The following is a 20,398-nucleotide window of genomic DNA, read 5'->3' on the forward strand; positions in this document are numbered from 1 at the left end:
GATTGCAAATCTCTCGAGACTTGCAATCCGCATCTTATGTTACCAGCCGATACAATATACACTTACCTAAACGTAGATTATGTCCCGTAGCTTACCTTTTCCGTCTGGCGGCCCGTTCTTTCTTTTCCCACGAACGAAGGGAAGGATACGGATCAAATGACCATTCGGTAATACCGTTATCTCGATACATTCCATAATGAAGGTGTGGAGGGAATTTCCCTTGCGTTCCAGGTTTACCGTAACCCGAACTTCCTACATACCCGATGACTTGACCAGGCTCGACAATGGTACCAGGGTCGATGCCTTTTTCAAAGCCACTTAAATGAGCGTAATAATGATATATATTATTTAAGTCGCGAATCCCAATTCGCCAACCACCGTACCTATTCCAGCCTTTTAATTCTACGATTCCATAAGTGGTGGAGCGAACTGGTACGTTATAGTTCGCAAAGATATCCGTACCTTCATGAATTCTGCGTCCACCCCAGCCGCGACGATCTCCCCAAGTGCTTCGGTAACTGTAGTTATGATTGATTGGCATTGGGAATGCATTTTTTATTAGCTCGAGTGTCCCAAACTTTTCATAAATTTTTGCATGCCCTGAGATAATATTCACCGTTTGATCACGATGATAATGCTCCCACAGCGCTGTTCTGAAGTCATCAAAATCAAATCCATACGTTTCTAAATGTCTTGCCATTGTATAGAGAATATCTTCATCGTCTTCTCTGTCTGCTATACCGTCACCATTACCGTCAAGCCCGATACCTCCAAACATACTAATTGATAATGGGTCAGTATCTTCTGGGTTAGGGTTTAATGGTCCAACCCATTGCTCAGGTGAAAAGTATATACCAATTGCACCTATTTCTTCAGCGCGATCACGTCTCGCTTTTCGTAATCCTCGTTCATAAGTGTCAACAGCCGCTAAATAGTTCCAAGGAATGTTGGTTAGAGCTTCAACCTTTTTGAATAAGTTCATGCGTCTTTCATATACTGATTCGGTTTTCTGTTCCCCAAATACGATGTCAGGTTGAAATGTAGCAAACAGAAAAGGAATAACGGCAAAAATAATTGCGAGTTTTTTTAGCATTATGTTATTCTCCTTTCTAGTAGGTGTAGCATGCGATACCCTCCAAAAGTTCATAATATTAGTTTGTATTTTAAAGAGAAAATAATCTGAGTTAATTAATGGTAATCAAACAAGGTATTTGTGAGATTCAGGTAAAACATGATACATTAGTATTAAGAAAATTAATGGTTGGAGTGAACGATACCATGGCAAAAAAAGAAGAACATATTCGTAAACCCGATTGGTTGAAAATAAAGTTAAATACAAATGAAACATACACAGGCTTGAAAAAAATGATGCGTGAAAATAATTTACATACCGTTTGTGAAGAAGCTCGCTGTCCGAACATTCATGAATGTTGGGCAGAGCGTAAAACGGCGACATTTATGATTTTAGGTGATGTATGTACCCGAGCATGTCGTTTCTGTGCTGTAAAAACAGGGCTTCCAACAGAATTAGATTGGCAAGAACCTGAACGTGTAGCTGATTCTGTTCAATTGATGGGCTTAAAGCATGCTGTTATCACAGCTGTTGCGCGCGACGATTTAAAGGATGGTGGTGCTGCTGTCTTTGCTGAAACCGTTCGAGCAGTTCGTCGAAAAAACCCATTTACGACAATTGAAGTTCTTCCTTCAGACATGATGGGAGTGTATGAAAACGTCAAAACGTTAATGGATGCAAGACCGAACATATTAAACCATAATATTGAGACGGTGAAGCGCTTGACGCCAAGAGTGCGTGCTCGGGCAACGTATGAACGATCACTAGAATTTCTTAAAAGGGCTAAAGAATTACATCCCGATATTCCAACTAAATCGAGTTTGATGATCGGACTTGGCGAAACAAAGGAAGAAATTATTGAAACGATGGATGACCTACGAGCTAACAATGTAAATATCATGACAATTGGTCAATATTTACAGCCAACGAAAAAGCATCTTAAGGTAGTAAAATATTACCATCCAAATGAGTTTGAAGAAATGCGTGAAATTGCCATGTCGAAAGGCTTTAATCATTGTGAAGCAGGTCCTCTCGTCAGGTCCTCGTATCATGCAGACGAACAAGTCAATGAAGCACAAGTTCATCAAGAAGCTTCAAAAGTGATTGAAAAAGAGGCAAACTCGTAAACGATTGGCCCCTTTTATCGAATAGAGGTTACTCCATAAGAGTCAGGCGCCATCCAGCGGTGCCTGGCTCTTTGATGATGGAGTATTAGTATCTACTGACCTATTGCTACTGGAGTTGACCTCTTTTTCGTTCTTTTTGTTACATCGATTCTTGTCCTTCATCTTCTGGAAGTTGCTTTTCTCGGTCTAGTGGATACGGTTCATCTTGCTGCACTTCAAAATCATCTTCGTGTAACTGTTCAAGTTGTGGGAAAATAGGTTCCATATCATTAATTTGTTGTTCTAAAAGTTCATCCACTCGCGGTGTTAAACTGCTAAGACTTCCAAAGCGTTCAATTTGTTCCATCATTTCTGCATTGTCCGTTACATAAACGTCTAAGTACCGTGGAACCATTGACTGTGCCGTTACTTTTACTTGAAGAGCGACATCATCTCTATTTACATCACCGTTAGTTTCATAAGCGACAAGAACGTACTTGTCCGTGACGAGTGTCCCACACTCTTCCACTTGTGGTAGATAAACGGCCATTCGACTTATCGTATCTGCTAATAAATCACGATCTATATAGGAAGCATCGGGTTCACGATGTTCGCGCTGTTCTTGTGCTTTGTTGTGACGAACATAACCGAACTGGGCGTGTTCTGGGTTTTGTACGCGATTTCGTTCAGTATGCAGAATACCTGCACCACCACCACTTGGATTATATTGTGTATGTTTTGCTTGCATATTAGGAGCTTCATTTCCCATCATTGTTTGACAACCTGTAGTAATCAGCATCGAAGAAAGAACACAAGCAGTAATCATTTTCTTTTTCATTAAGACGACCCTCCTTTTTAAACTCGTACGTAGAAGTGCTTTGTTATAACTTAGTTGAAAAATCTCTTTTATAGCTTGAGCGACTGAGTCGAATTTTACTGAATGAAAATTTTGGTTAATTTGAATTAGTGTGACCGTTATTATTGAGCATCGTATAACACGCCCCACAAAACGCTGTATGAAGTTTCACTTTACCCCGTTTAACTAGTACTAAGACTCTTTAACAAACTAATTAGAGTCAAGTGCGGGTAACAACCCGATTGGTTCAACTAACACACAGCACAAAACGCTGTATGAAGTTTCACTTTACCCCGTTTAACTAGCACTAAGACTCTTTAACAAACTAATTAGAGTCAAGTGCGAGTAACAACCCGATTGGTTCAACTAACACACAGCACAAAACGCTGTATGAAGTTTCACTTTATGGTAAAATAAGATGATGAATGAAGTAAAAGAGGTGAAATCTTTATGATTCGGGTACAAGGCGTGAGTTTTGAAGTGATAGAAGATGTTCGAGAGGCTTGGAATGAAGAAGAATTTATGGGACGTTATAGTGACGTTTTAAATAAATATGACTATATTGTAGGAGATTGGGGTTATAGTCAGCTCCGATTAAGAGGTTTCTTTGAAGATAACAATAAAAAGTCAAATTATGATAATAAAATCAGTACACTTTCTGAGTATTTATATGAGTACTGTAACTTCGGTTGTCCTTATTTTGTTTTGAAAAGAGTAAAGGAAGGGCGGAAGAGTTCTTAAGTATGAAGTAAGTACATAAAGAACATGATTCTAGCTGAAGGTTAGATTAAGTATTGTTATTTAAACAATCGATAACACCAATTGTAAACAGTGAGGGAAGTGTTAACCCTCACTGTTTTGTTGATTTTATTTAGTCGTATACGGTGGCTCTTCATTTTTATCAGGATCATCATGTGGCGGATGCGCTCCTGGAAATTGCCGAGGTAAATTTTGGTGTAAAGATTTAAACTCATAGTTGAAATTGCTGTACGATCTCTGCCCCTCATGCCAAGGCGTACTTTTTCCCAATGGATAATCTGAGGGAGACCCATAGGGGCCATCAGGTAAATCTTCTGGGAAAACAAAATTACGTAGCGTCTCGACATTTGAAAAGTCTGTATATGATGCTTCGGTTGGTTGTTCTTTATCTTTCCGCTGTGGGTGTTGTTCATCCATAAAAAAACCACCTCCTATCGGTTAACTTGCCCGATGATGGTGGTTTTTAGCCTCTAAGCAAAAGCTTAAAACAGTTTAGTCTCAATTTATCGGTAAATCATCCTATTTGTCACAAGTAACGAAACTTCTGTCCAGCCGTTTTAGCCTTACCTTTTTGAAAACTCTTTTACATCATTTCTTGTAAGAAAGATCGTAGCTCTTCCGCGTCTTCATCATTAAGCTTGTATACATGCTCTAAATAGCCTGGTTCTTCTAAATCATCTTGTCCAATAATCGCAAAACGATTCGATTGTATATCGAGGACAAGCTGTTTTCCATAATGCTTTGTTGTTTTAATTATTGCTAGATCAAAGCGTTGGTTTTCTCCCATAAAACTTACGTAGCGGGCTTTTGTTGTTTCTTCTTCATCGTACAAAAAAAAGCGTTCAGACATTTTATCACCTCTATGAATTATGCATTTGTAAATGTGGTTTATATTCCAAATGATGGTGTGCTTTAATATATCGTACCGTTTTTGTTTTTGCACGCATCACAATGGAATCGGTTTCAACTAAGTCGCCACCTAAAAAGCGGACACCTTGTAGTAATTCGCCAGAGGATACACCTGTTGCTGCAAAAATGGCATCATCACCACGAACGAGATCATCGAGCGTCAAAATCTGATGTGGGTCTTCTAGCCCCATCTTCTTACAACGGTCAAATTCTTCGTCGTCTTGTGGCTTAAGACGTGCTAGCATGTCGCCGCCGAGTGCTTTTATCGCAGCAGCTGAAATGACACCCTCTGGCGCACCACCAATACCAACAAATAAATCGATCCCTGTATGAGGTAATGCTGTCGCGATAGAAGCTCCCACATCACCATCACCGAATAATTTTACCCGTGCACCTTTTTGACGAACTCTTTCGATTAATTCTACATGACGTTCACGTTCTTGAATGATGACGGTTACATCGTGTATACGCTTATTCGTCATTTTTGCAATAATATCAATCGTTTTTTCAATGGGGTCATCAAGTCGGACGAGCCCTGCAGCTTTTGGACCGACGGCTATTTTTTCCATATACATATCTGGGGCATGAAGAAGTGTTCCTTTATCAGCGACGGCAATAACCGCCATTGCATTTGGATGACCTTTGGCGACAATGTTTGTTCCTTCCAAAGGATCGACGGCAATATCGACTTCAGGTCCGTTACCACTTCCCACTTTTTCACCTATATAAAGCATTGGCGCTTCATCTAATTCACCTTCACCAATAACAACTTCCCCATTGCAATTGACTGAATCAAACATCGCACGCATTGCTGTTGTGGCCGCATCATCTGCTTCATTCTTTTTTCCACGGCCAAGCCATTGTGCTGATGCAAGAGCAGCTGCTTCTGTAACTCGGACGATCTCTAATGCTAGTTCACGATCCAATGTATTCTCCTCCAGTTCGTAGCTCTATATGTTCAATCATGTTTAATCATAACAAAATCATCATTAATAAGGAAACAGTATGAACAAATAAAGTGAAAAATTATTGAAATACGTAGGTTTTTACGGAAATATGTTATACTATTTATTAGAAAAGCATCAGTTGTTACTTCAAGCTTTGCGTAAAGATGTATAGTGATAACTGATACTAACAGCCTAAAAAAAAGAACGTCGGGTGATATAAAATGTATTTTGTAGATCGTGAAAAAATTGAAACTACGCTTAGTCATATTGAGGAATTATTAAATTTGTATCGAAATCAAACAACGTGGGAAAGCGTTATTGAAAAATTGGCGTTAGAAAGAATTGGTCATAATTTGATTGAGTCCATCATTGATGTGGGAAATGCAATGATTGACGGCTTTATTATGCGAGATCCAGGCAGTTACGAAGATATTATAGATATTCTAGAGGACGAAAAAGTAGTTGTACCGAGAATTGCAGAACAGCTAAGAAATGTGATTCGTTTGCGAAAACAACTAGTACAAGCATACGTAACCGTAGATCATCCTATTTTAGTTAACGTTTTAATAGAAAACTTATCTGCTATTGAAGCATTTCCAGAAGCGGTTCGTCATTATCTTGAGTCAGAACTAGGACCAGTATCAGCTTTTTTACCAAAAGAAGAATAATCTTAGTTCTAATCCATGAAGTCATTTGTACAAGCAGGTCGATGTTCAAAAGTTTGTGGTGTGGGATAGAGCGGTACACGGCGTGCTGCTCTTTTTTGCGTTGCCCACATAACGTTTGAAGAACTTCCGTTGTCTTTTTCCTCCTCTTCATTTTCTTCACCATTTTTCACCCTGAAATGTGTTGGTTTTACACATGTGTATATTTTCTGACTATTCGTATAATTTATTATATCAAAAAAATAACATTGACATTATTATGTTTTTTATTTATGATGAATTCATTCTTAAATTTCTAAAAATTAAATCTTATCAAGAGAGACTGAGGGAATAGGCCCAATGACGTCCGGCAACCGCCATTTTGGCATGGTGCTAACTCCTACAGAATACTTTCATTCTGGAAGATAAGGCTACGATATGTTCGTGCTGTTTCTTTCTATGTAGGAGAGAAGCTTTTTTTTATTCATTTTTTGGTAGTTTATTAAAGCGTTAAAACACTGATGGGTGTCGGGATGAATTGTTAGTGGATATTAGGAACATTAACGAAAGACTTTCATATCAAAATGAGAGCCACTCCAGGCATACATCGTAAAAAAACCAAGTTATCAGATGTGTAAATATGGAATTAGGAAAGAAGGTGCTTCTATGATCGAAATAAACAATTTAGTTAAAGAATATAAAACAAAAAAAGGAACGGTCATTGGCGTTGACCAGGTCTCCCTAACAATTGAAAAAGGTGAGATCTTTGGAATTGTGGGGTATAGTGGGGCTGGGAAAAGCTCATTGTTACGTTGTTTGAACTTAATGGAAAGACCGACTTCAGGTGAAATAAAAGTCGATGATGTAAACCTTGTTGAACTTAATAAAAAAGAGTTAAGAGAAGCAAGACAAAAGATTGGGATGATCTTTCAGCATTTTCACCTTGTTAGCTCAAAAACCGTGTTTGAAAATGTCGCATTTGCGCTCAAGGCGGCTAATAAGTCAAAAAGCGAAACCGAAACACGAGTCAATGGGCTGTTAGAGATGGTTGGTCTTGCTGATAAGAAGGACCAATACCCTTCTCAATTAAGTGGAGGGCAAAAGCAAAGGGTTGGAATTGCGCGTGCTCTAGCGAATGAACCTAAAGTTCTTTTATGTGATGAAGCTACATCAGCGCTTGATCCGAAAACAACCAAGTCCATTCTTAATCTCTTAAAAAAGATTAATCAAGAACTAGATTTGACGATCGTATTAATTACACATGAAATGGAAGTTGTAAAAGAAATTTGTGATCGAATGGCCGTTATGCAAAATGGACAAGTCATTGAAGAAGGTTCCGTTTACAATACGTTTGCTCATCCTAAAGAAGAACTGACAAAAGATTTTATTCAAAGTGTTTTACAATTTAACCTTCCAGAAGCTTTAACTAATAGCTGTAATGGAACGATCATTAAGATCCAATTTCATGGAGCGATCGCTGGAGAGTCGATTGTATCAGATGTGCTGCAAAGATTTGCAGTTAAGGGCAATATCTTGCATGGTAAGATCGAATATATAAAAGAAACTCCACTTGGCATTTTTATTATGGAGCTAAATGGAAACGAAAGCGAAGTCGAGAATGCCATTAATTATTTAGTTGAACGTACACAAGGAGTGGAGGTGATTCAATATGGTAGAAGCAGTGATCGCGTTGTTGCCGGAGTTAAATAAAGCATTTCTAGAAACACTTTATATGGTTTCGATTTCATTATCGATTGCCGTTATTGTTGGTCTTCCGCTCGGCATTTTATTATTCGTTACGGATCGTGATTTATTTTTAGAAAACAAAATTTTGAAATCGATCCTTGGAGTAGTTGTTAACTTAATTAGGTCGGTTCCATTTATCATCTTACTTGTCGCTTTGTTACCTTTAACGCAGTTGATCACAGGAACGACGATTGGACCAACAGCAGCATCGGTTTCCTTATCTGTAGCCGCTATACCGTTTTTTGCGAGAATAGTAGAGGCGGCGGTCAGGAAAATTGATAAAGGGGTCATCGAAGCCGCGATTGCTTGTGGAGCAACCCCTTGGATGATTATAAAAGATGTGCTATTACCTGAGTCGAAATCGGGAATCATTCAAGGATTAACGATCACAACGATCAGCCTAATTGGTTACTCAGCCATGGCAGGGATTATTGGCGGTGGTGGAATTGGTGATTTAGCTGTCCGCTTTGGGTATTATCGTTATGACAATAATGTAATGTTTACGACCATTATTATTCTGATTTGTCTTGTACAATTTATCCAATATACGGGTGATTTCATCGCGAAACGAGTAGATAAACGATAAACATTAAATAAGTATTTAACGATTAGCAGTAGCTAAAGTTTAAATAAAATAATAAACAACTAGAGAGGAAGAACCAAATGAACAAATTAAAATTATTCATTTTTGCCATTGTAGCAGTAGGTCTTTTAGCTGCATGTTCAAGTAATTCTGAAGATGCAAGCGCTGAATCTACTAATGGAGGAACAGAGCAAGCTGAGGATAAAGGAAAGCTAACGATTGGAGCAACAGCTGGTCCTTACAGTGATATGGTGACAAAAGCGATCAAACCGATTTTAGAAGAACAAGGTTACACGATTGAAGTAAGAGAATTTAGTGATTATGTACAACCTAACTTGGCCCTTGGAAATGGTTCGATTGATGCGAACGTATTCCAACATATCATTTACATGAATTCGTTTGCTGAAGGGAATAATTTAGAGTTATCAGATGTTATCGCTATCCCTACTGCACCAATGGGGATTTACTCTAAGCAGTTTGACACTCTTGAAAACATTGAAGAAGGCGCAGAAATTGCAATTCCTAATGACCCTACGAATTTAGCAAGAGCATTATTGATTTTGGAGAGAGAAGGGTTAATTACAATTAGTGAAGATGTCGACCCATTAACCATGTCCGAAAAAGATGTAAAGGATAATTACAAAAATCTTCAATTCAGACCAATTGAAGCTGCGCAATTACCAAGAACACTTGATAGTGTCGCTTTAGCTGCTGTCCCTGGTAACTTTGCGCTTGCAGCGAATATGGAACTTCTCGATGCCCTTAAATTGGAAACTTTGTTTGAAGATTATCAAAACCGTGTCGTTGTGAACACGAGTGACTTAGATGAACAGTTTGTCAAAGATATTCAAGCAGCTGTGGAGTCAGTTGAATTTGAACAAGTCATTGACGCTGAGTTCCAAGGATTCGGAAAACCAGAGTGGATGGAAAATAAATAATTTCATTAATGAAGCCTAGGTTACCGATTGGTGGCCTAGGTCTTTTTATTTTAAGACTTCCTGATGTGGTAGGCTAAAATATTTCAAAAATGGTACATACGAAAAACCTAATGTTAATAATCTTGTAGGGAAGGCCATTTGCTGTTATTTTCTAAACATTTTAGTTTAATAAATTTACTTACTTCCTGAAATCGATTACAATATTAAGGAAGGTGGTGGATAGGATGGATAAAAAAACCTCCTCAACTCGCGAGCAAATTTTACAATTGTTAAAAAAACATAAAAGCTTGACGGTTGCTCATTTAGCCAGTTCTCTTGGTATTACAGAAATGGCCGTCAGAAGGCATTTAAGTACGTTAGAAAGAGATCAAATGGTTGAAACGAAAATAGTGAGGCAAGCTATGGGGAGGCCATCGACACTCTATTCATTATCAAAAGAAGGCGAAGAAGTTTTTCCACGTAATTATGCAGCACTTACATTAGGATTTTTGAAAGATATTGAAAAGTTAAATGGTAAGCAAATGATTGATGATTTGTTTGAATTACGACGGCAACGTATGAAAGAAGAGTTAGAAGTGCGGTTTAAAGGAAAAAGCTTTGATGAACGAATTCAAGAATTAGCAAATTTGCAAACAAAGAACGGTTATATGGTGGAGTGGGAGAAAACAGATGACGGTATCATTCATTTTAAAGAATACAACTGCCCTATTTCTCAAATTGCAGAAGAGTTTCCTGTCGCTTGCGCTTGTGAACAGTCTCTATTTCAAGACTTATTAGAAACAGAGGAAATCGAATGTGAAACGTGTATGGCAATTAATGAAACACCACATTGTTATTATAAAATTAAACCTCCTGTCAATGAGGAATAATCGAAGAAGTATGGCATAAAGCTGTGCTTCTTTTTTTATATTCTTTATAATATAAAGTAAATATATGGTGTAAGATACCATAACTAAAAGGAGAGTTAAATGAAAAGGTATAAAGGTTTCTTAATTGATTTAGACGGAACGGTATATAAAGGAAAGGAAAGAATTGAAGAAGCAGTGGATTGGATTAACGAAATTCATCATTCAGGAGTCCCTTACTTATTTGTGACAAATAACTCATCGAAGACACCAGCACAAGTGTCAGAAACGTTAAATCAGATGGGAATACCGTGCACGCAGGATCATGTTTTTACGACGAGTCAAGCAACAGCCAATTACATTGCAGATAAAAATGAGAACGCGAAAGTATTTATGACGGGAGAAATCGGGTTGGAATCAGCATTAAAAGCAAAAGGCCTGCAAATAGTCGAAGAGGATGCAGAGGTGGTCGTGATGGGAATTGATCGACACATTACATATGAAAAGTTCGCGAAAGCATGTCTTTTTGTTCGGAATGGTGCTATGTTTGTATCAACAAATGGAGACAAAGCAATACCGACGGAACGAGGATTAATGCCTGGAAACGGCTCACTAACTTCAGTTGTTTCAGTTTCGACAGGGGTGACACCAACTTTTATAGGAAAGCCAGAGTCCATCATTATTGAGCAGGCATTACAACAGCTAGGTACTAGAAAAGAAGAGACCTTAATGGTTGGTGATAATTACGATACAGACATTATGGCGGGAATTCGTGCTGGCATTGATACGCTTATCGTCCACACGGGAGTAACGTCAAAAGAAGATTTACAACAAGTCGAACACCAACCAACATATTCGCTTTCTTCGTTGACGGAGTATGTGTTTTTGGAGGAATAATTTTATTGTCCCGTATCAATTGCTATCACAACTAAAGTGAACATAGACGGTGCAACGTCCTGTGGCACCGTCTGTGTAACCCTAGCGTGTAGGCTATAACAAAATATCAGTGGGGGAAGAGGAAAACCCCATGGATGAAGTTTCACTTAATTGTCCAAAATGGCCATGGTTTAGTACAGAAGAAAAAAATGCGATAAATTTCGTTCTTTTTTTATTATTAGACACTAACATTACTCACAATTGGCTGCCCGGTGAGCTAATCGACTTGATGCTGCTGCAGCTATCGCGCCAACAATGTCATCTAAAAACGTATGACACTCTTTTGACTCTTTATCATTCAACTTTTCAAGTATGCCAGGCTTTTGCTTGTCGATATAGCCGTAATTTGTAAAACCAATGGATCCATATACATTAACAATAGATAAAGCAATGATCTCATCTACTCCGTATAAGCCCTCATCTTCTTGAATAATACTTAATAATGGTTCTTCAATTAGGCCTTGTTCTGCCAATTTGTCTAACTGTATTCCCGTTATGATCGCATTTTGTACTTCTCGTTTCGATAGCACTCGATCAACATTGAGTTTACATTCTTCGATATCTAGATTAGGATGGTATTTCACTTGTAAAAAGTAAACCAAATCAGCAATATCATCAAGCGTAACTCCGCGTTCTTCTAACGCTTTTCTTGCGACTTGCTCGAGGTTATACTCTTCTTTCATTCTCATCACCTCAATTAAAATTTCCAGCACTAGTTGTCCATCTTATTTGGATTTGTACAAACTCAGTTGGTGTTAACAAATGACTCGTATATTCTTTATTGTATGTTGTTCCAGTAAAAACATACTTGTCATACTCGTAACAGGCTTAATGTGTTGTTACACTTTTTTAAATTTGGGTCATAGACTATATTATGAAGTTGGCTGACGAGGAGTGAATCAACATGTTTGAACGCAATATCTACGACCATTATCAGCTGTACTGTGAAGAGCGGTTTATGTTAGGGGACTATGAAGGGTTTATGGCGAATCAAGACTATTATGTGTTCGTTCCGATAGACCGTACTGCAGGTCAATCAATACAAGATATGATGCTAATGACTGAACATTTAAAGACAACTGGTGAACGAGTCGTTGCTGAAGTGTTTCCGACCGTTCAAAAACAATCGGTGGCATTAATTGACGGTGTTGACGGGTATTTACTTAAACTGCCTAATAGATCTGAAGAATGGAGAGGGGAAGAGGAAGAGAGTCTTGGCCACGCCCTTGCTTTTTTTCATTATAAAGGCGCGAATATTCAATCGGGGCGACATTCCACGTCAAACTACTTTGGGCAATGGAAATTCATTTGGGAGAAACGGTTAACACAATTAGAGCAATGGTATCAAAAAATGTTACAACAGCTTCCACAAACAGAAATTGATGATGCTTTCATTATGAGTTTTCCCTATTATATGGGGCTCACTGAAAATGCGATTCAGTATGTAGCAGATAGTGATATTGATGAACCGTATCGAGCGAATGAACAATCTGTCATTTGTCATCATTGTTTTATGGAAAATACGTGGGTTAGTTCTCCAGGAGTGTCGAAATCGTTAGTTAAACTTCCTACGGACTTTATTATCGATCACCCGAGTCGCGATGTTGCAGAGCTCATTCGCCATGAATTTTATAGTGAAGATTATTCGGAAGAAAAGATTGTTTCTTTTATTTATGACTATGAAAGTGTAAAGCCGCTAACGGCTTATGCCTGGAGAATGGTATATGCTAGGCTATTGTTTCCATTAAAGTACTTTGAGACGCTAGAAAATTATTACGGCACGCAATTAAGAAATGAACGGTTATTTTATGGAGAACAATTTCTAGATTTATTAGATCAAGAACAGAGAAATCAGACATTTCTATCACATTTTCATGAATTAGTCGGAAATAGCGAAATGATTATTGGTGTTCCAAAGGTTGATTGGCTTCAAGAGATATGAGATGATCATATTAAAAAAAGGTAGGAATTACTATATGAAGCCATATGTTTTTGTTACGAGAAAAATGCCAGAACACTTACTATCAGACCTTTACGAAATAGCCGAAGTGGGTATGTGGGAACATGAGGATATTCCTGTCCCATCTGAAGTCTTACAAAAAGAATTAGAACGAGCGGACGCATTATTTTCGCTAGTTTCTGATCCACTTCGTTCACAACAATTAGCTAAGTGTCCTAAGTTAAAAGTGATTGCCAATATGGCAGTAGGCTATGACAATATCGATGTGGAACATGCGACGAATAAAGGCATTGTCGTTTGCCATACACCAGATGTATTAACCGATACAACGGCAGATTTAACGTTTGCATTATTATTAGCAACAGCAAGAAAAATTCCTGAAGCAACGGATTATATTAAAAATGACCAATGGCAACAGTGGAGCCCTTATTTGCTAGCTGGCACAGATGTACACCATAAAACGATTGGAATTGTTGGAATGGGACGCATTGGCGAAGCAGTTGCAAAAAGAGCTAAAGGGTTTGATATGGAAATTTTGTATCACAACCGCTCAAGAAAAATGGAAACGGAACAGCAACTGGGTGCAAAGTATTGTTCGTTTGAAGAATTGCTACAGCAGTCTGATTATGTTGTTTGCTTAGCCCCGTTTACCCCTGTAACGAAAGAATTATTTGATCAACAAGCTTTTCAACAAATGAAGAACTCGGCTATATTCATCAATGCTTCAAGAGGTGGTTTAGTGAATGAAGCAGCTTTACAAGAAGCGCTCGAAAAGGGTGTCATTCAAGCAGCAGGCCTCGATGTGTTTGCTGAAGAGCCAGTTAGAGCTAACCATCCACTCGTTCAGCTTCCTAATGTGGTCGCAATTCCGCATATCGGAAGTGCAACTGTAGAGACGCGAGATGCGATGGTGAAGATGACGGTTGAAAACATCAAAAAAGTCTTAGAAGGTAAACCACCACTGGCGGCTGTTAATTTTAAAGAATTAGGAGTTTAGAATGCGCCATGCCATTGAATGTTGTTTTATCAATCGGTTAAACGCGAGCGAGGAATTGTTTTCACAGCTTGAAAAAAGAAAGGACATTTCCGTTCAAACGTTTAGTTGCATTGGAAACTGCCATCACTGTGCAACGCATTCCCACTGTATTCTAAATGGTGAGCGTATAGAAGCAGAGACTCCAGAGCTTTTATACGAAAAAATAATTCAAAAGGTAAAATGAGGTAAAAAGGATGATTCTAAAGAGTCATCCTTTTTTTTGTAAAAAAAGCGATCGCCACAGAGGTTGAGTGAAATCTCACTACGAAGAAAACGGATATAATAACCATGAAAATCGAGGAGAAACGAGTAAGGTTACGTAAAAATCATATTGTTCACGAATTTTCTATAATGGAATCAAGCACAATGTGTTAGAATTATTATAATTGAAAAACAATTCAAATAACCCCTTGTAAATTAAGTGTGGTAGAATTATAATGTCCTTTATAGATATACATTTGTTTATTCAGGATACACATATAAATAGACAAAAAGAATGTAACAACTCATGTGAGGAGTGGAGAATGTGAACGGAATTTCGATCGGCTTGCTTGGATTAGGAACGGTTGGGACGGGTGTTATTAAAATTATTGAAGGACACCAAGAAGAGTTAATGCACAAAGTTGGATGTCCAGTGACAGTCGGAAAAGTGCTTGTTCGATCTCTTGAAAAGAAACGTAATGTACAAATAGATGAAAACAAACTTACAGAGAATCCAGAGGATATTATTGATAACCCGAATGTCGATATTGTCATTGAAGTCATGGGGGGAGTAAAAGAAGCTAAATCTTATATCGTCCGGGCGTTGCAAAATAAAAAACACGTCGTGACAGCCAATAAAGATTTAATGGCATTATATGGTGCTGAGTTACTTCAAATTGCGCAAGATAATGGCTGTGACTTGTACTATGAAGCAAGTGTCGCAGGGGGAATTCCAATCATTCGTAGTTTATCAGAAGGGTTAGCCTCTGATCGAATTACAAAAATGATGGGGATCGTCAATGGAACGACAAACTTTATTTTAACGAAAATGAGTAAGCAAGGAAGTTCTTATGAAGACGTATTAAAAGAAGCTCAAGAATTGGGTTTTGCCGAGAGTGATCCAACTTCAGATGTTGAAGGGCTTGATGCAGCTAGAAAAATGTCTATTTTAGCGACATTAGGTTTTTCTATGAATGTTGGGTTAGAAGATGTTGTCGTCCGCGGAATTACGACAGTAACCCAAGATGATCTTCATTATTGTGATCACCTTGGGTATACGATGAAACTAATCGGTTTAGCGCAACGAAATGAAGGTCGAGTAGAAGTGAGTGTTCAACCAACCTTATTACCGAGCGAGCACCCACTAGCGTCTGTAAACGATGAGTATAATGCGGTATACGTCTATGGTGAAGCGGTTGGAGAAACGATGTTCTATGGCCCAGGGGCGGGTTCTTTACCGACAGCAACAGCAATTGTGTCCGATCTTGTTACGGTCATGAAAAATATGCGTCTTGGAGTAACTGGACGTCATATTACCACACCTCTTTATCATAAAGAGTTAAAATCGGATGAGGAAATTCAGTCTAAATATTTCTTGCGTTTACATGTTGTTGATAAGGCAGGTACATTCTCGGCGATTACTTCCTTGTTTGCAGAACACGGTGTAAGCTTTGAGAAGTTATTACAGTTACCGATTAAAGGATCGAATTTATCCGAAATTATTATTATTACGCATACGACAAGTAAAAGAACATATGAAGAAATTTATCAAGCATTAGATCAGCTAGATGTTGTTCATTCTGTTCAAAGTAGTTACCGTGTCGAGGGAGGAGAATAAGTCATGAGTCAGTGGAAAGGTTTATTAGAAGAATACAAACAATTTTTGCCTGTTAATGAGAATACACCAATGCTTTCGTTAAGAGAAGGAAATACGCCACTCATTCCATTAGAAAACTTGTCAAAAGAATGGGGAGTTGACGTTTATGTAAAAGTAGAAGGAGCGAATCCAACAGGATCGTTCAAAGACCGCGGAATGGTGATGGCGGTTGCAAAAGCTAAGGAAGAAGGTAGTAAGACGATCATTTGTGCTTCAACTGGTAATACTTCTGCCGCGGCAGCAGCGTACGGAGCTCGTGCAGGTCTCCGTTGCATCGTCGTTATACCAGAAGGGAAGATCGCTCTCGGGAAACTGGCGCAAGCCGTTATGTACGGTGCAGAAGTTCTAGAAATTAAAGGAAACTTTGATAATGCTTTAGATATCGTTCGTAAAATTAGTGAACAAGAACCGATCACACTCGTTAACTCAGTGAACCCTTACCGCATCGAAGGGCAAAAAACAGCCGCATTTGAAATTTGCGATGCGCTCGGGCAGGCTCCAGATGTGTTAGCCATTCCAGTTGGAAATGCAGGTAACATTACAGCGTATTGGAAAGGTTTTAAAGAATATAACGAAGCTAAGCAAACAGGATTACCACAAATGCGTGGGTTCCAAGCATGGGGATCAGCAGCGATTGTTCGTAACGAAGTTATTGAAAGTCCAGAGACAATTGCGACAGCCATTCGAATTGGAAATCCAGCAAGTTGGAAGCAAGCAGTAGCTGCACGTGACGAGTCCAATGGTCATATCGACTCGGTAACGGATGAAGAAATTTTAGCAGCATATCAATTATTAGCTAGCCGTGAAGGTGTATTTGCAGAGCCTGCTTCATGTGCATCAATTGCAGGGCTAATAAAACAAATCAATACAGGTGAGATCAAAAAAGGTGCAAAAGTTGTTTGTGTTCTTACAGGGAACGGCTTAAAGGATCCAACGACAGCAATGGATACAGTTGAAGTGAAACCAATTGTGTTACCAAATAGTGAGGAAGCCTTTATGCAACATATTAAGGGCGGTGTACATCAATGAGTTTAGAAAAAATGCTTATCACGGTACCTGCGAGCTCTGCGAATTTAGGTCCAGGTTTCGATTCGATTGGCATTGCCGTTAATCGCTATTTAACGTTAAAAGTACAGCCGAGCGAAAAGTGGTATTTTCATTCGAATTCAGCCGAGCTAAAAGGGGTACCAGAAGGCAAAGAAAACCTCATATATGAAGTAGCAGAACATATCGCGCACGAGCTTGGTGGTGACCTTTCACCGTGTAATGTGGAAATGATTAGTGATATCCCGCTTGCTAGAGGTTTAGGAAGTAGTGCAGCTGCAATAGTCGCAGGAATTGAATTAGCGAATCAATTGTTAAAAGCTGAATTGACAGTGGATCAAAAAGTTAGATTTGCTAGCCTGTGGGAAGGGCATCCTGATAATGTCGCCCCATCGATTTATGGAGGCCTAATAGTCGGTAGTCATAGCGAGGAACGTACAGATGTTGTTTATTGTGGCGTGCCTGAAATTGATCTCGTGATGCTCGTACCCGATAAAGAATTATTAACGAAAAAAGCAAGAAGTATTTTACCCGAACAACTTCCTTTTAAAGAGGCCATTAGAGGCAGTGGACTTGCGAATGTATTAGTGGCTGCGATTATACAGGGAAATTGGCAGTTAGCAGGGGAAATGATGACTCGTGATCTTTTCCACCACCCGTATCGTTTACCACTTGTTGACGGATTAGAAGATGTAATGAAGTCCATACGTGAGCTTGGTGGATATGGTGCGGCATTAAGTGGTGCAGGGCCAGCGATCATTTGCTTTACAGAAAAAAATTCAGGCGATCAATTGCGCTTGAAATTGTCAGAGGAGTATCCTAGTTTTTCCGTTGAGCTCGTTGAACCAGCCACTGAAGGGATAAAAGTCGAACTTTTTCATTCAATTACTGAGAAATAAATGATTAAATACGCTTGAAGCTTTACGTGAAGCAAAATCCAATCTAATAAAAAAATCGCATTGGAAGTTGAGATCCCAATGCGATTTTTTACTGTTCATCACTTTATCCCGTTCACCAGTGTGTTACCTGGAGCGGGGAGCTTTTTGAAATGATTAGAATACTTGCTCGATTTCCTTTACGCCAGGAACTTCTTCAAGCAGAGCACGCTCAATACCAGCTTTTAACGTAATCGTTGAACTTGGACAAGATCCGCAAGCTCCTAATAGACGAACTTTTACAACACCTTCGTCGTCGATATCTACAAACTCAACATCTCCACCATCACGGAGAAGGAATGGACGAAGCTTATCTAATACTTCTTCAACTTGTGAACGCATTTCTTCACTAGCCATTTATAACAACTCCTTTCTTTCCTCAATTATAATATCCATTCACTAAAAAATCTATGATTGTGCACTGAGAATTACGATTTCCAATTAAAATATTCAGAAATACGGTATATCGATTGGCATTTATTATTATACAGTGTATGATCAACTTAATAAAATGTTGAGGGGCGATAGACTTGAGTACGGTCACGATTAGTATTTACGGAGCAGAAGTGAAATGTGCAAGTTGTGTCAACTTACCAACTTCATTAGAAACGAAGGAATGGTTAGAGGCTGCACTTTCCCGCAAATATCCTAACGCTCCGTTACAATTTCGATACATAGATATAGAACAAGAAGTAGAAGAGGCTGACGAGAAGTATGTTGATGCGATCAATAATGAAGAATACTTCTACCCGTTAATCGTCATAGACGATGAAGTTGTTGCAGAAGGTAATCCAAAGCTAAAAGCGATCTGTGAGAAAATTGAAAAAATGCTACGTTAGGATTACTTTTTTGAAAAGTGTAGAGGGTAGGTTAGATGAATATTAATAATTTAGGTCGTAATCAAGTGAAAACGTCTAAATGAACAATTTAAAGAGAGAAAAGGAATTGCAGCGTATATGCAATTCCTTTTGACGTTTTCTAAGCATCAACCTGAATGATATTTATACATCCAGAGGACTCCACTTTTGAGGACACGTGGTACACGACCGAGTAAAGTTCGCTCTCCCATTAGTCCGAAACCGTGTTTCTTACCAAGTGATCCTAGAACACCTTTAAGTTTAATTTTTGGTAGCGTATCTGGAATTGTTTCATTGTTCCAGCGTTTTTTCAACACCATAACGATTTGTTCCCCTTGACCTTCAGCGAGTTGTGCGCTTGGTGCGTGTGGTAAGCTTGCACAGTCACCAACAACAAAGACGTTTTCATCATTTGGCAAATGATGATGAGATGTTAATTTCACACGACCTTGGTCATCTTTTTCCACGTCTAAATTTCTTACTACTTCAACAGGCTGAATTCCAGCTGTCCAAATGATCGCATCACAGTGAATCGGTTCGTTATGATTATACAATGTATTTTCTTCAACGCCAGTAATGTTTGACTTATTATAAACTTCAACACCATGATCCTCAAACCAATTTTGCACATAAGCGCTTAAGCGTTGAGGAAACATTGATAGAACAATTTCACCACGGTCAAACAGTTTAATGGTTAAATCTGGGCGGCTTTCTCGTAGTTCACTTGCAACTTCAACACCACTTAATCCTGCTCCAACAATGGACACGACTGCATTTGGATGAAGGTTGCTAATCGTTTCATATGTTTTTCTTGTTGCTTCCATACTTTGGATGCTTAACGTATGCTCGGGTGCACCTGGTACATTATGATACTTATCCTCGCAACCTAAGCCGATAATAAGCGTGTCATATGAAAAAGCATCTTCATCTTTTAAATATATTAATTTATTTTCTAAATCAAGATTTTCAACATTGGCATATTTAACTGTTAAACGAGGGTCTTCTGGGAAGTGAACACGTATATGGTGATCGGACTCAGTGCCAGCAGCGAGTGCATAGTATTCTGTTTTTAAGCAATGATAAGGCATTCTATCTATTAGCGTAACTTCAATATTGTTAGGTAGGTCATTAGTGAGTAAGCGTTGCGAAATTCGCATACCACCATACCCGCCTCCTAAGACTACGAGTTTATGCATGTGATGATTTCCCCTTTTTTCTAATATTGCCTCTAAACAAATGGTAATTAACTCCATCATTTGCTTAACTAATTTAGTCTTCGGTTGTCTGTCGGCAAACATGACAAGGCCGTATAAAAATTGACTATTTAATAGATGACTCCAGTGTTTTACAGATGTCGTGGAAGCAAT

General features: G+C 38.7%; 24 protein-coding genes and 1 riboswitch. Of the genes, 15 read left to right on the forward strand and 9 right to left on the reverse strand.

The annotated features are described in order from the left end of the window. Positions 1–91 precede the first annotated feature (91 nt). Positions 92–1,093 (reverse strand): M23 family metallopeptidase, encoded by a 1,002-nt coding sequence (locus BK574_RS21045; protein ID WP_078429977.1) that lies wholly within the window; start codon positions 1,091–1,093, stop codon positions 92–94. 164 nt (positions 1,094–1,257) lie between these two features. Here BK574_RS21045 and lipA point away from each other — a divergent pair, with 164 nt between their 5' ends. Next, a complete protein-coding gene (gene lipA / locus BK574_RS21050) occupies positions 1,258–2,199 on the forward strand; it encodes a lipoyl synthase (RefSeq protein WP_274379468.1) in 942 nt (313 codons plus the stop codon). Positions 2,200–2,338: 139 nt separating this feature from the next. On the opposite strand, the gene BK574_RS21055 is transcribed toward lipA, so the two are convergent. Beyond that, entirely contained in the window at positions 2,339–3,016 is a 678-nt protein-coding gene (locus BK574_RS21055; RefSeq protein WP_075388007.1) for a YhcN/YlaJ family sporulation lipoprotein, read from the reverse strand. Between the two features lie 468 nt (positions 3,017–3,484). On the opposite strand from BK574_RS21055, the gene BK574_RS21060 reads away from it, so the two are divergent. Next, positions 3,485–3,775, forward strand: a complete 291-nt coding sequence (locus tag BK574_RS21060; RefSeq protein ID WP_078429978.1) for a YutD family protein — start codon at positions 3,485–3,487, stop codon at positions 3,773–3,775. Between the two features lie 126 nt (positions 3,776–3,901). On the opposite strand, the gene BK574_RS21065 is transcribed toward BK574_RS21060, so the two are convergent. The 3 genes from BK574_RS21065 to glpX form a co-directional block, all read right to left on the reverse strand. Next, positions 3,902–4,210: a cytosolic protein gene (locus BK574_RS21065; protein ID WP_078429979.1), complete on the reverse strand. Its 309-nt coding sequence runs from the start codon at positions 4,208–4,210 to the stop codon at positions 3,902–3,904. Positions 4,211–4,376: 166 nt separating this feature from the next. Beyond that, positions 4,377–4,643, reverse strand: coding sequence for a DUF3055 domain-containing protein (locus BK574_RS21070; protein WP_075388010.1), 267 nt, complete (start codon positions 4,641–4,643; stop codon positions 4,377–4,379). 10 nt (positions 4,644–4,653) lie between these two features. After that, complete coding sequence (glpX, locus tag BK574_RS21075) at positions 4,654–5,628, reverse strand: class II fructose-bisphosphatase (protein WP_078429980.1); 975 nt, start codon at positions 5,626–5,628, stop codon at positions 4,654–4,656. 242 nt (positions 5,629–5,870) lie between these two features. On the opposite strand from glpX, the gene BK574_RS21080 reads away from it, so the two are divergent. Next, positions 5,871–6,317 carry a DUF86 domain-containing protein gene (locus tag BK574_RS21080; RefSeq protein ID WP_078429981.1) on the forward strand — a complete coding sequence of 149 codons (447 nt, stop codon included), beginning with the start codon at positions 5,871–5,873 and terminating at the stop codon, positions 6,315–6,317. Positions 6,318–6,325: 8 nt separating this feature from the next. On the opposite strand, the gene BK574_RS27675 is transcribed toward BK574_RS21080, so the two are convergent. Next, the gene (locus BK574_RS27675) at positions 6,326–6,487 is read right to left on the reverse strand and encodes a hypothetical protein (RefSeq protein ID WP_158211712.1); all 162 of its coding nucleotides are present in this window, start codon (positions 6,485–6,487) and stop codon (positions 6,326–6,328) included. Positions 6,488–6,620: 133 nt separating this feature from the next. Beyond that, positions 6,621–6,725, forward strand: a riboswitch (SAM riboswitch). Positions 6,726–6,959: 234 nt separating this feature from the next. On the opposite strand from BK574_RS27675, the gene BK574_RS21085 reads away from it, so the two are divergent. The 5 genes from BK574_RS21085 (at position 6,960) to BK574_RS21105 (ending at position 11,302) form a co-directional block, all read left to right on the forward strand. Beyond that, complete coding sequence (locus tag BK574_RS21085) at positions 6,960–8,003, forward strand: methionine ABC transporter ATP-binding protein (protein WP_078429982.1); 1,044 nt, start codon at positions 6,960–6,962, stop codon at positions 8,001–8,003. Further along, entirely contained in the window at positions 7,963–8,625 is a 663-nt protein-coding gene (locus tag BK574_RS21090; protein WP_078429983.1) for a methionine ABC transporter permease, read from the forward strand. The genes BK574_RS21085 and BK574_RS21090 overlap by 41 nt, the downstream gene beginning before the upstream one ends. Positions 8,626–8,702: 77 nt before the next feature. Continuing rightward, complete coding sequence (locus tag BK574_RS21095) at positions 8,703–9,560, forward strand: MetQ/NlpA family ABC transporter substrate-binding protein (RefSeq protein WP_078429984.1); 858 nt, start codon at positions 8,703–8,705, stop codon at positions 9,558–9,560. Between the two features lie 224 nt (positions 9,561–9,784). Then, positions 9,785–10,429, forward strand: a complete 645-nt coding sequence (locus BK574_RS21100; RefSeq protein WP_075388016.1) for a helix-turn-helix transcriptional regulator — start codon at positions 9,785–9,787, stop codon at positions 10,427–10,429. 99 nt (positions 10,430–10,528) lie between these two features. Then, positions 10,529–11,302: a TIGR01457 family HAD-type hydrolase gene (locus BK574_RS21105; protein WP_078429985.1), complete on the forward strand. Its 774-nt coding sequence runs from the start codon at positions 10,529–10,531 to the stop codon at positions 11,300–11,302. Positions 11,303–11,532: 230 nt separating this feature from the next. Here the strand turns inward: BK574_RS21105 and BK574_RS21110 are convergent, their stop codons facing one another. After that, the gene (locus BK574_RS21110; protein WP_078429986.1) at positions 11,533–12,024 is read right to left on the reverse strand and encodes a phosphatidylglycerophosphatase A family protein; all 492 of its coding nucleotides are present in this window, start codon (positions 12,022–12,024) and stop codon (positions 11,533–11,535) included. Between the two features lie 221 nt (positions 12,025–12,245). Here BK574_RS21110 and yutH point away from each other — a divergent pair, with 221 nt between their 5' ends. The 6 genes from yutH to thrB all read left to right on the forward strand — a co-directional run bounded on the left by yutH (position 12,246) and on the right by thrB (position 18,138). Next, a complete protein-coding gene (yutH, locus tag BK574_RS21115) occupies positions 12,246–13,283 on the forward strand; it encodes a spore coat putative kinase YutH (protein ID WP_078429987.1) in 1,038 nt (345 codons plus the stop codon). A gap of 34 nt (positions 13,284–13,317) precedes the next feature. Next, on the forward strand, positions 13,318–14,298 hold the full coding sequence (locus BK574_RS21120; RefSeq protein ID WP_142248010.1) for a 2-hydroxyacid dehydrogenase: 981 nt from the start codon (positions 13,318–13,320) through the stop codon (positions 14,296–14,298). 1 nt (position 14,299) lies between these two features. Next, positions 14,300–14,521, forward strand: a complete 222-nt coding sequence (locus BK574_RS29310; RefSeq protein ID WP_078429989.1) for a DUF1450 domain-containing protein — start codon at positions 14,300–14,302, stop codon at positions 14,519–14,521. A gap of 342 nt (positions 14,522–14,863) precedes the next feature. Further along, positions 14,864–16,156, forward strand: a complete 1,293-nt coding sequence (locus tag BK574_RS21130) for a homoserine dehydrogenase (RefSeq protein WP_075388021.1) — start codon at positions 14,864–14,866, stop codon at positions 16,154–16,156. Between the two features lie 3 nt (positions 16,157–16,159). After that, complete coding sequence (thrC, locus tag BK574_RS21135; RefSeq protein WP_078429991.1) at positions 16,160–17,224, forward strand: threonine synthase; 1,065 nt, start codon at positions 16,160–16,162, stop codon at positions 17,222–17,224. Continuing rightward, the gene (thrB, locus tag BK574_RS21140) at positions 17,221–18,138 is read left to right on the forward strand and encodes a homoserine kinase (RefSeq protein ID WP_078429992.1); all 918 of its coding nucleotides are present in this window, start codon (positions 17,221–17,223) and stop codon (positions 18,136–18,138) included. The genes thrC and thrB overlap by 4 nt, the downstream gene beginning before the upstream one ends. 153 nt (positions 18,139–18,291) lie before the next feature. Here the strand turns inward: thrB and BK574_RS21145 are convergent, their stop codons facing one another. Further along, entirely contained in the window at positions 18,292–18,531 is a 240-nt protein-coding gene (locus BK574_RS21145) for a NifU family protein (RefSeq protein ID WP_075388024.1), read from the reverse strand. A gap of 173 nt (positions 18,532–18,704) precedes the next feature. Between BK574_RS21145 and BK574_RS21150 the strand changes: the two genes are divergently transcribed. After that, on the forward strand, positions 18,705–19,013 hold the full coding sequence (locus BK574_RS21150) for a YuzD family protein (protein ID WP_078429993.1): 309 nt from the start codon (positions 18,705–18,707) through the stop codon (positions 19,011–19,013). A 146-nt stretch (positions 19,014–19,159) separates the two neighbouring features. Here the strand turns inward: BK574_RS21150 and BK574_RS21155 are convergent, their stop codons facing one another. Then, positions 19,160–20,227, reverse strand: coding sequence for an NAD(P)/FAD-dependent oxidoreductase (locus tag BK574_RS21155; protein WP_420797002.1), 1,068 nt, complete (start codon positions 20,225–20,227; stop codon positions 19,160–19,162). Positions 20,228–20,398 lie beyond the last annotated feature (171 nt).

Source organism: Alkalihalobacterium alkalinitrilicum, assembly GCF_002019605.1.
Classification (GTDB): Bacteria; Bacillota; Bacilli; order Bacillales; family Bacillaceae_F; genus Alkalihalobacterium; species Alkalihalobacterium alkalinitrilicum.

Excerpts from the sequence above, each read along its gene's own strand:
- BK574_RS21045 (WP_078429977.1), bottom strand. The coding sequence starts at position 1,093 with ATGCTAAAAAAACTCGCAATTATTTTTGCCGTTATTCCTTTTCTGTTT.
- lipA (WP_274379468.1), top strand. The coding sequence starts at position 1,258 with ATGGTTGGAGTGAACGATACCATGGCAAAAAAAGAAGAACATATTCGT.
- BK574_RS21055 (WP_075388007.1), bottom strand. The coding sequence starts at position 3,016 with ATGAAAAAGAAAATGATTACTGCTTGTGTTCTTTCTTCGATGCTGATT.
- BK574_RS21060 (WP_078429978.1), top strand. The coding sequence starts at position 3,485 with ATGATTCGGGTACAAGGCGTGAGTTTTGAAGTGATAGAAGATGTTCGA.
- BK574_RS21065 (WP_078429979.1), bottom strand. The coding sequence starts at position 4,210 with ATGGATGAACAACACCCACAGCGGAAAGATAAAGAACAACCAACCGAA.
- BK574_RS21070 (WP_075388010.1), bottom strand. The coding sequence starts at position 4,643 with ATGTCTGAACGCTTTTTTTTGTACGATGAAGAAGAAACAACAAAAGCC.
- BK574_RS21080 (WP_078429981.1), top strand. The coding sequence starts at position 5,871 with ATGTATTTTGTAGATCGTGAAAAAATTGAAACTACGCTTAGTCATATT.
- BK574_RS21085 (WP_078429982.1), top strand. The coding sequence starts at position 6,960 with ATGATCGAAATAAACAATTTAGTTAAAGAATATAAAACAAAAAAAGGA.
- BK574_RS21090 (WP_078429983.1), top strand. The coding sequence starts at position 7,963 with ATGGTAGAAGCAGTGATCGCGTTGTTGCCGGAGTTAAATAAAGCATTT.
- BK574_RS21095 (WP_078429984.1), top strand. The coding sequence starts at position 8,703 with ATGAACAAATTAAAATTATTCATTTTTGCCATTGTAGCAGTAGGTCTT.
- BK574_RS21100 (WP_075388016.1), top strand. The coding sequence starts at position 9,785 with ATGGATAAAAAAACCTCCTCAACTCGCGAGCAAATTTTACAATTGTTA.
- BK574_RS21105 (WP_078429985.1), top strand. The coding sequence starts at position 10,529 with ATGAAAAGGTATAAAGGTTTCTTAATTGATTTAGACGGAACGGTATAT.
- BK574_RS21110 (WP_078429986.1), bottom strand. The coding sequence starts at position 12,024 with ATGAAAGAAGAGTATAACCTCGAGCAAGTCGCAAGAAAAGCGTTAGAA.
- yutH (WP_078429987.1), top strand. The coding sequence starts at position 12,246 with ATGTTTGAACGCAATATCTACGACCATTATCAGCTGTACTGTGAAGAG.
- BK574_RS21120 (WP_142248010.1), top strand. The coding sequence starts at position 13,318 with ATGAAGCCATATGTTTTTGTTACGAGAAAAATGCCAGAACACTTACTA.
- BK574_RS29310 (WP_078429989.1), top strand. The coding sequence starts at position 14,300 with ATGCGCCATGCCATTGAATGTTGTTTTATCAATCGGTTAAACGCGAGC.
- thrC (WP_078429991.1), top strand. The coding sequence starts at position 16,160 with ATGAGTCAGTGGAAAGGTTTATTAGAAGAATACAAACAATTTTTGCCT.
- thrB (WP_078429992.1), top strand. The coding sequence starts at position 17,221 with ATGAGTTTAGAAAAAATGCTTATCACGGTACCTGCGAGCTCTGCGAAT.
- BK574_RS21145 (WP_075388024.1), bottom strand. The coding sequence starts at position 18,531 with ATGGCTAGTGAAGAAATGCGTTCACAAGTTGAAGAAGTATTAGATAAG.
- BK574_RS21155 (WP_420797002.1), bottom strand. The coding sequence starts at position 20,227 with ATGCATAAACTCGTAGTCTTAGGAGGCGGGTATGGTGGTATGCGAATT.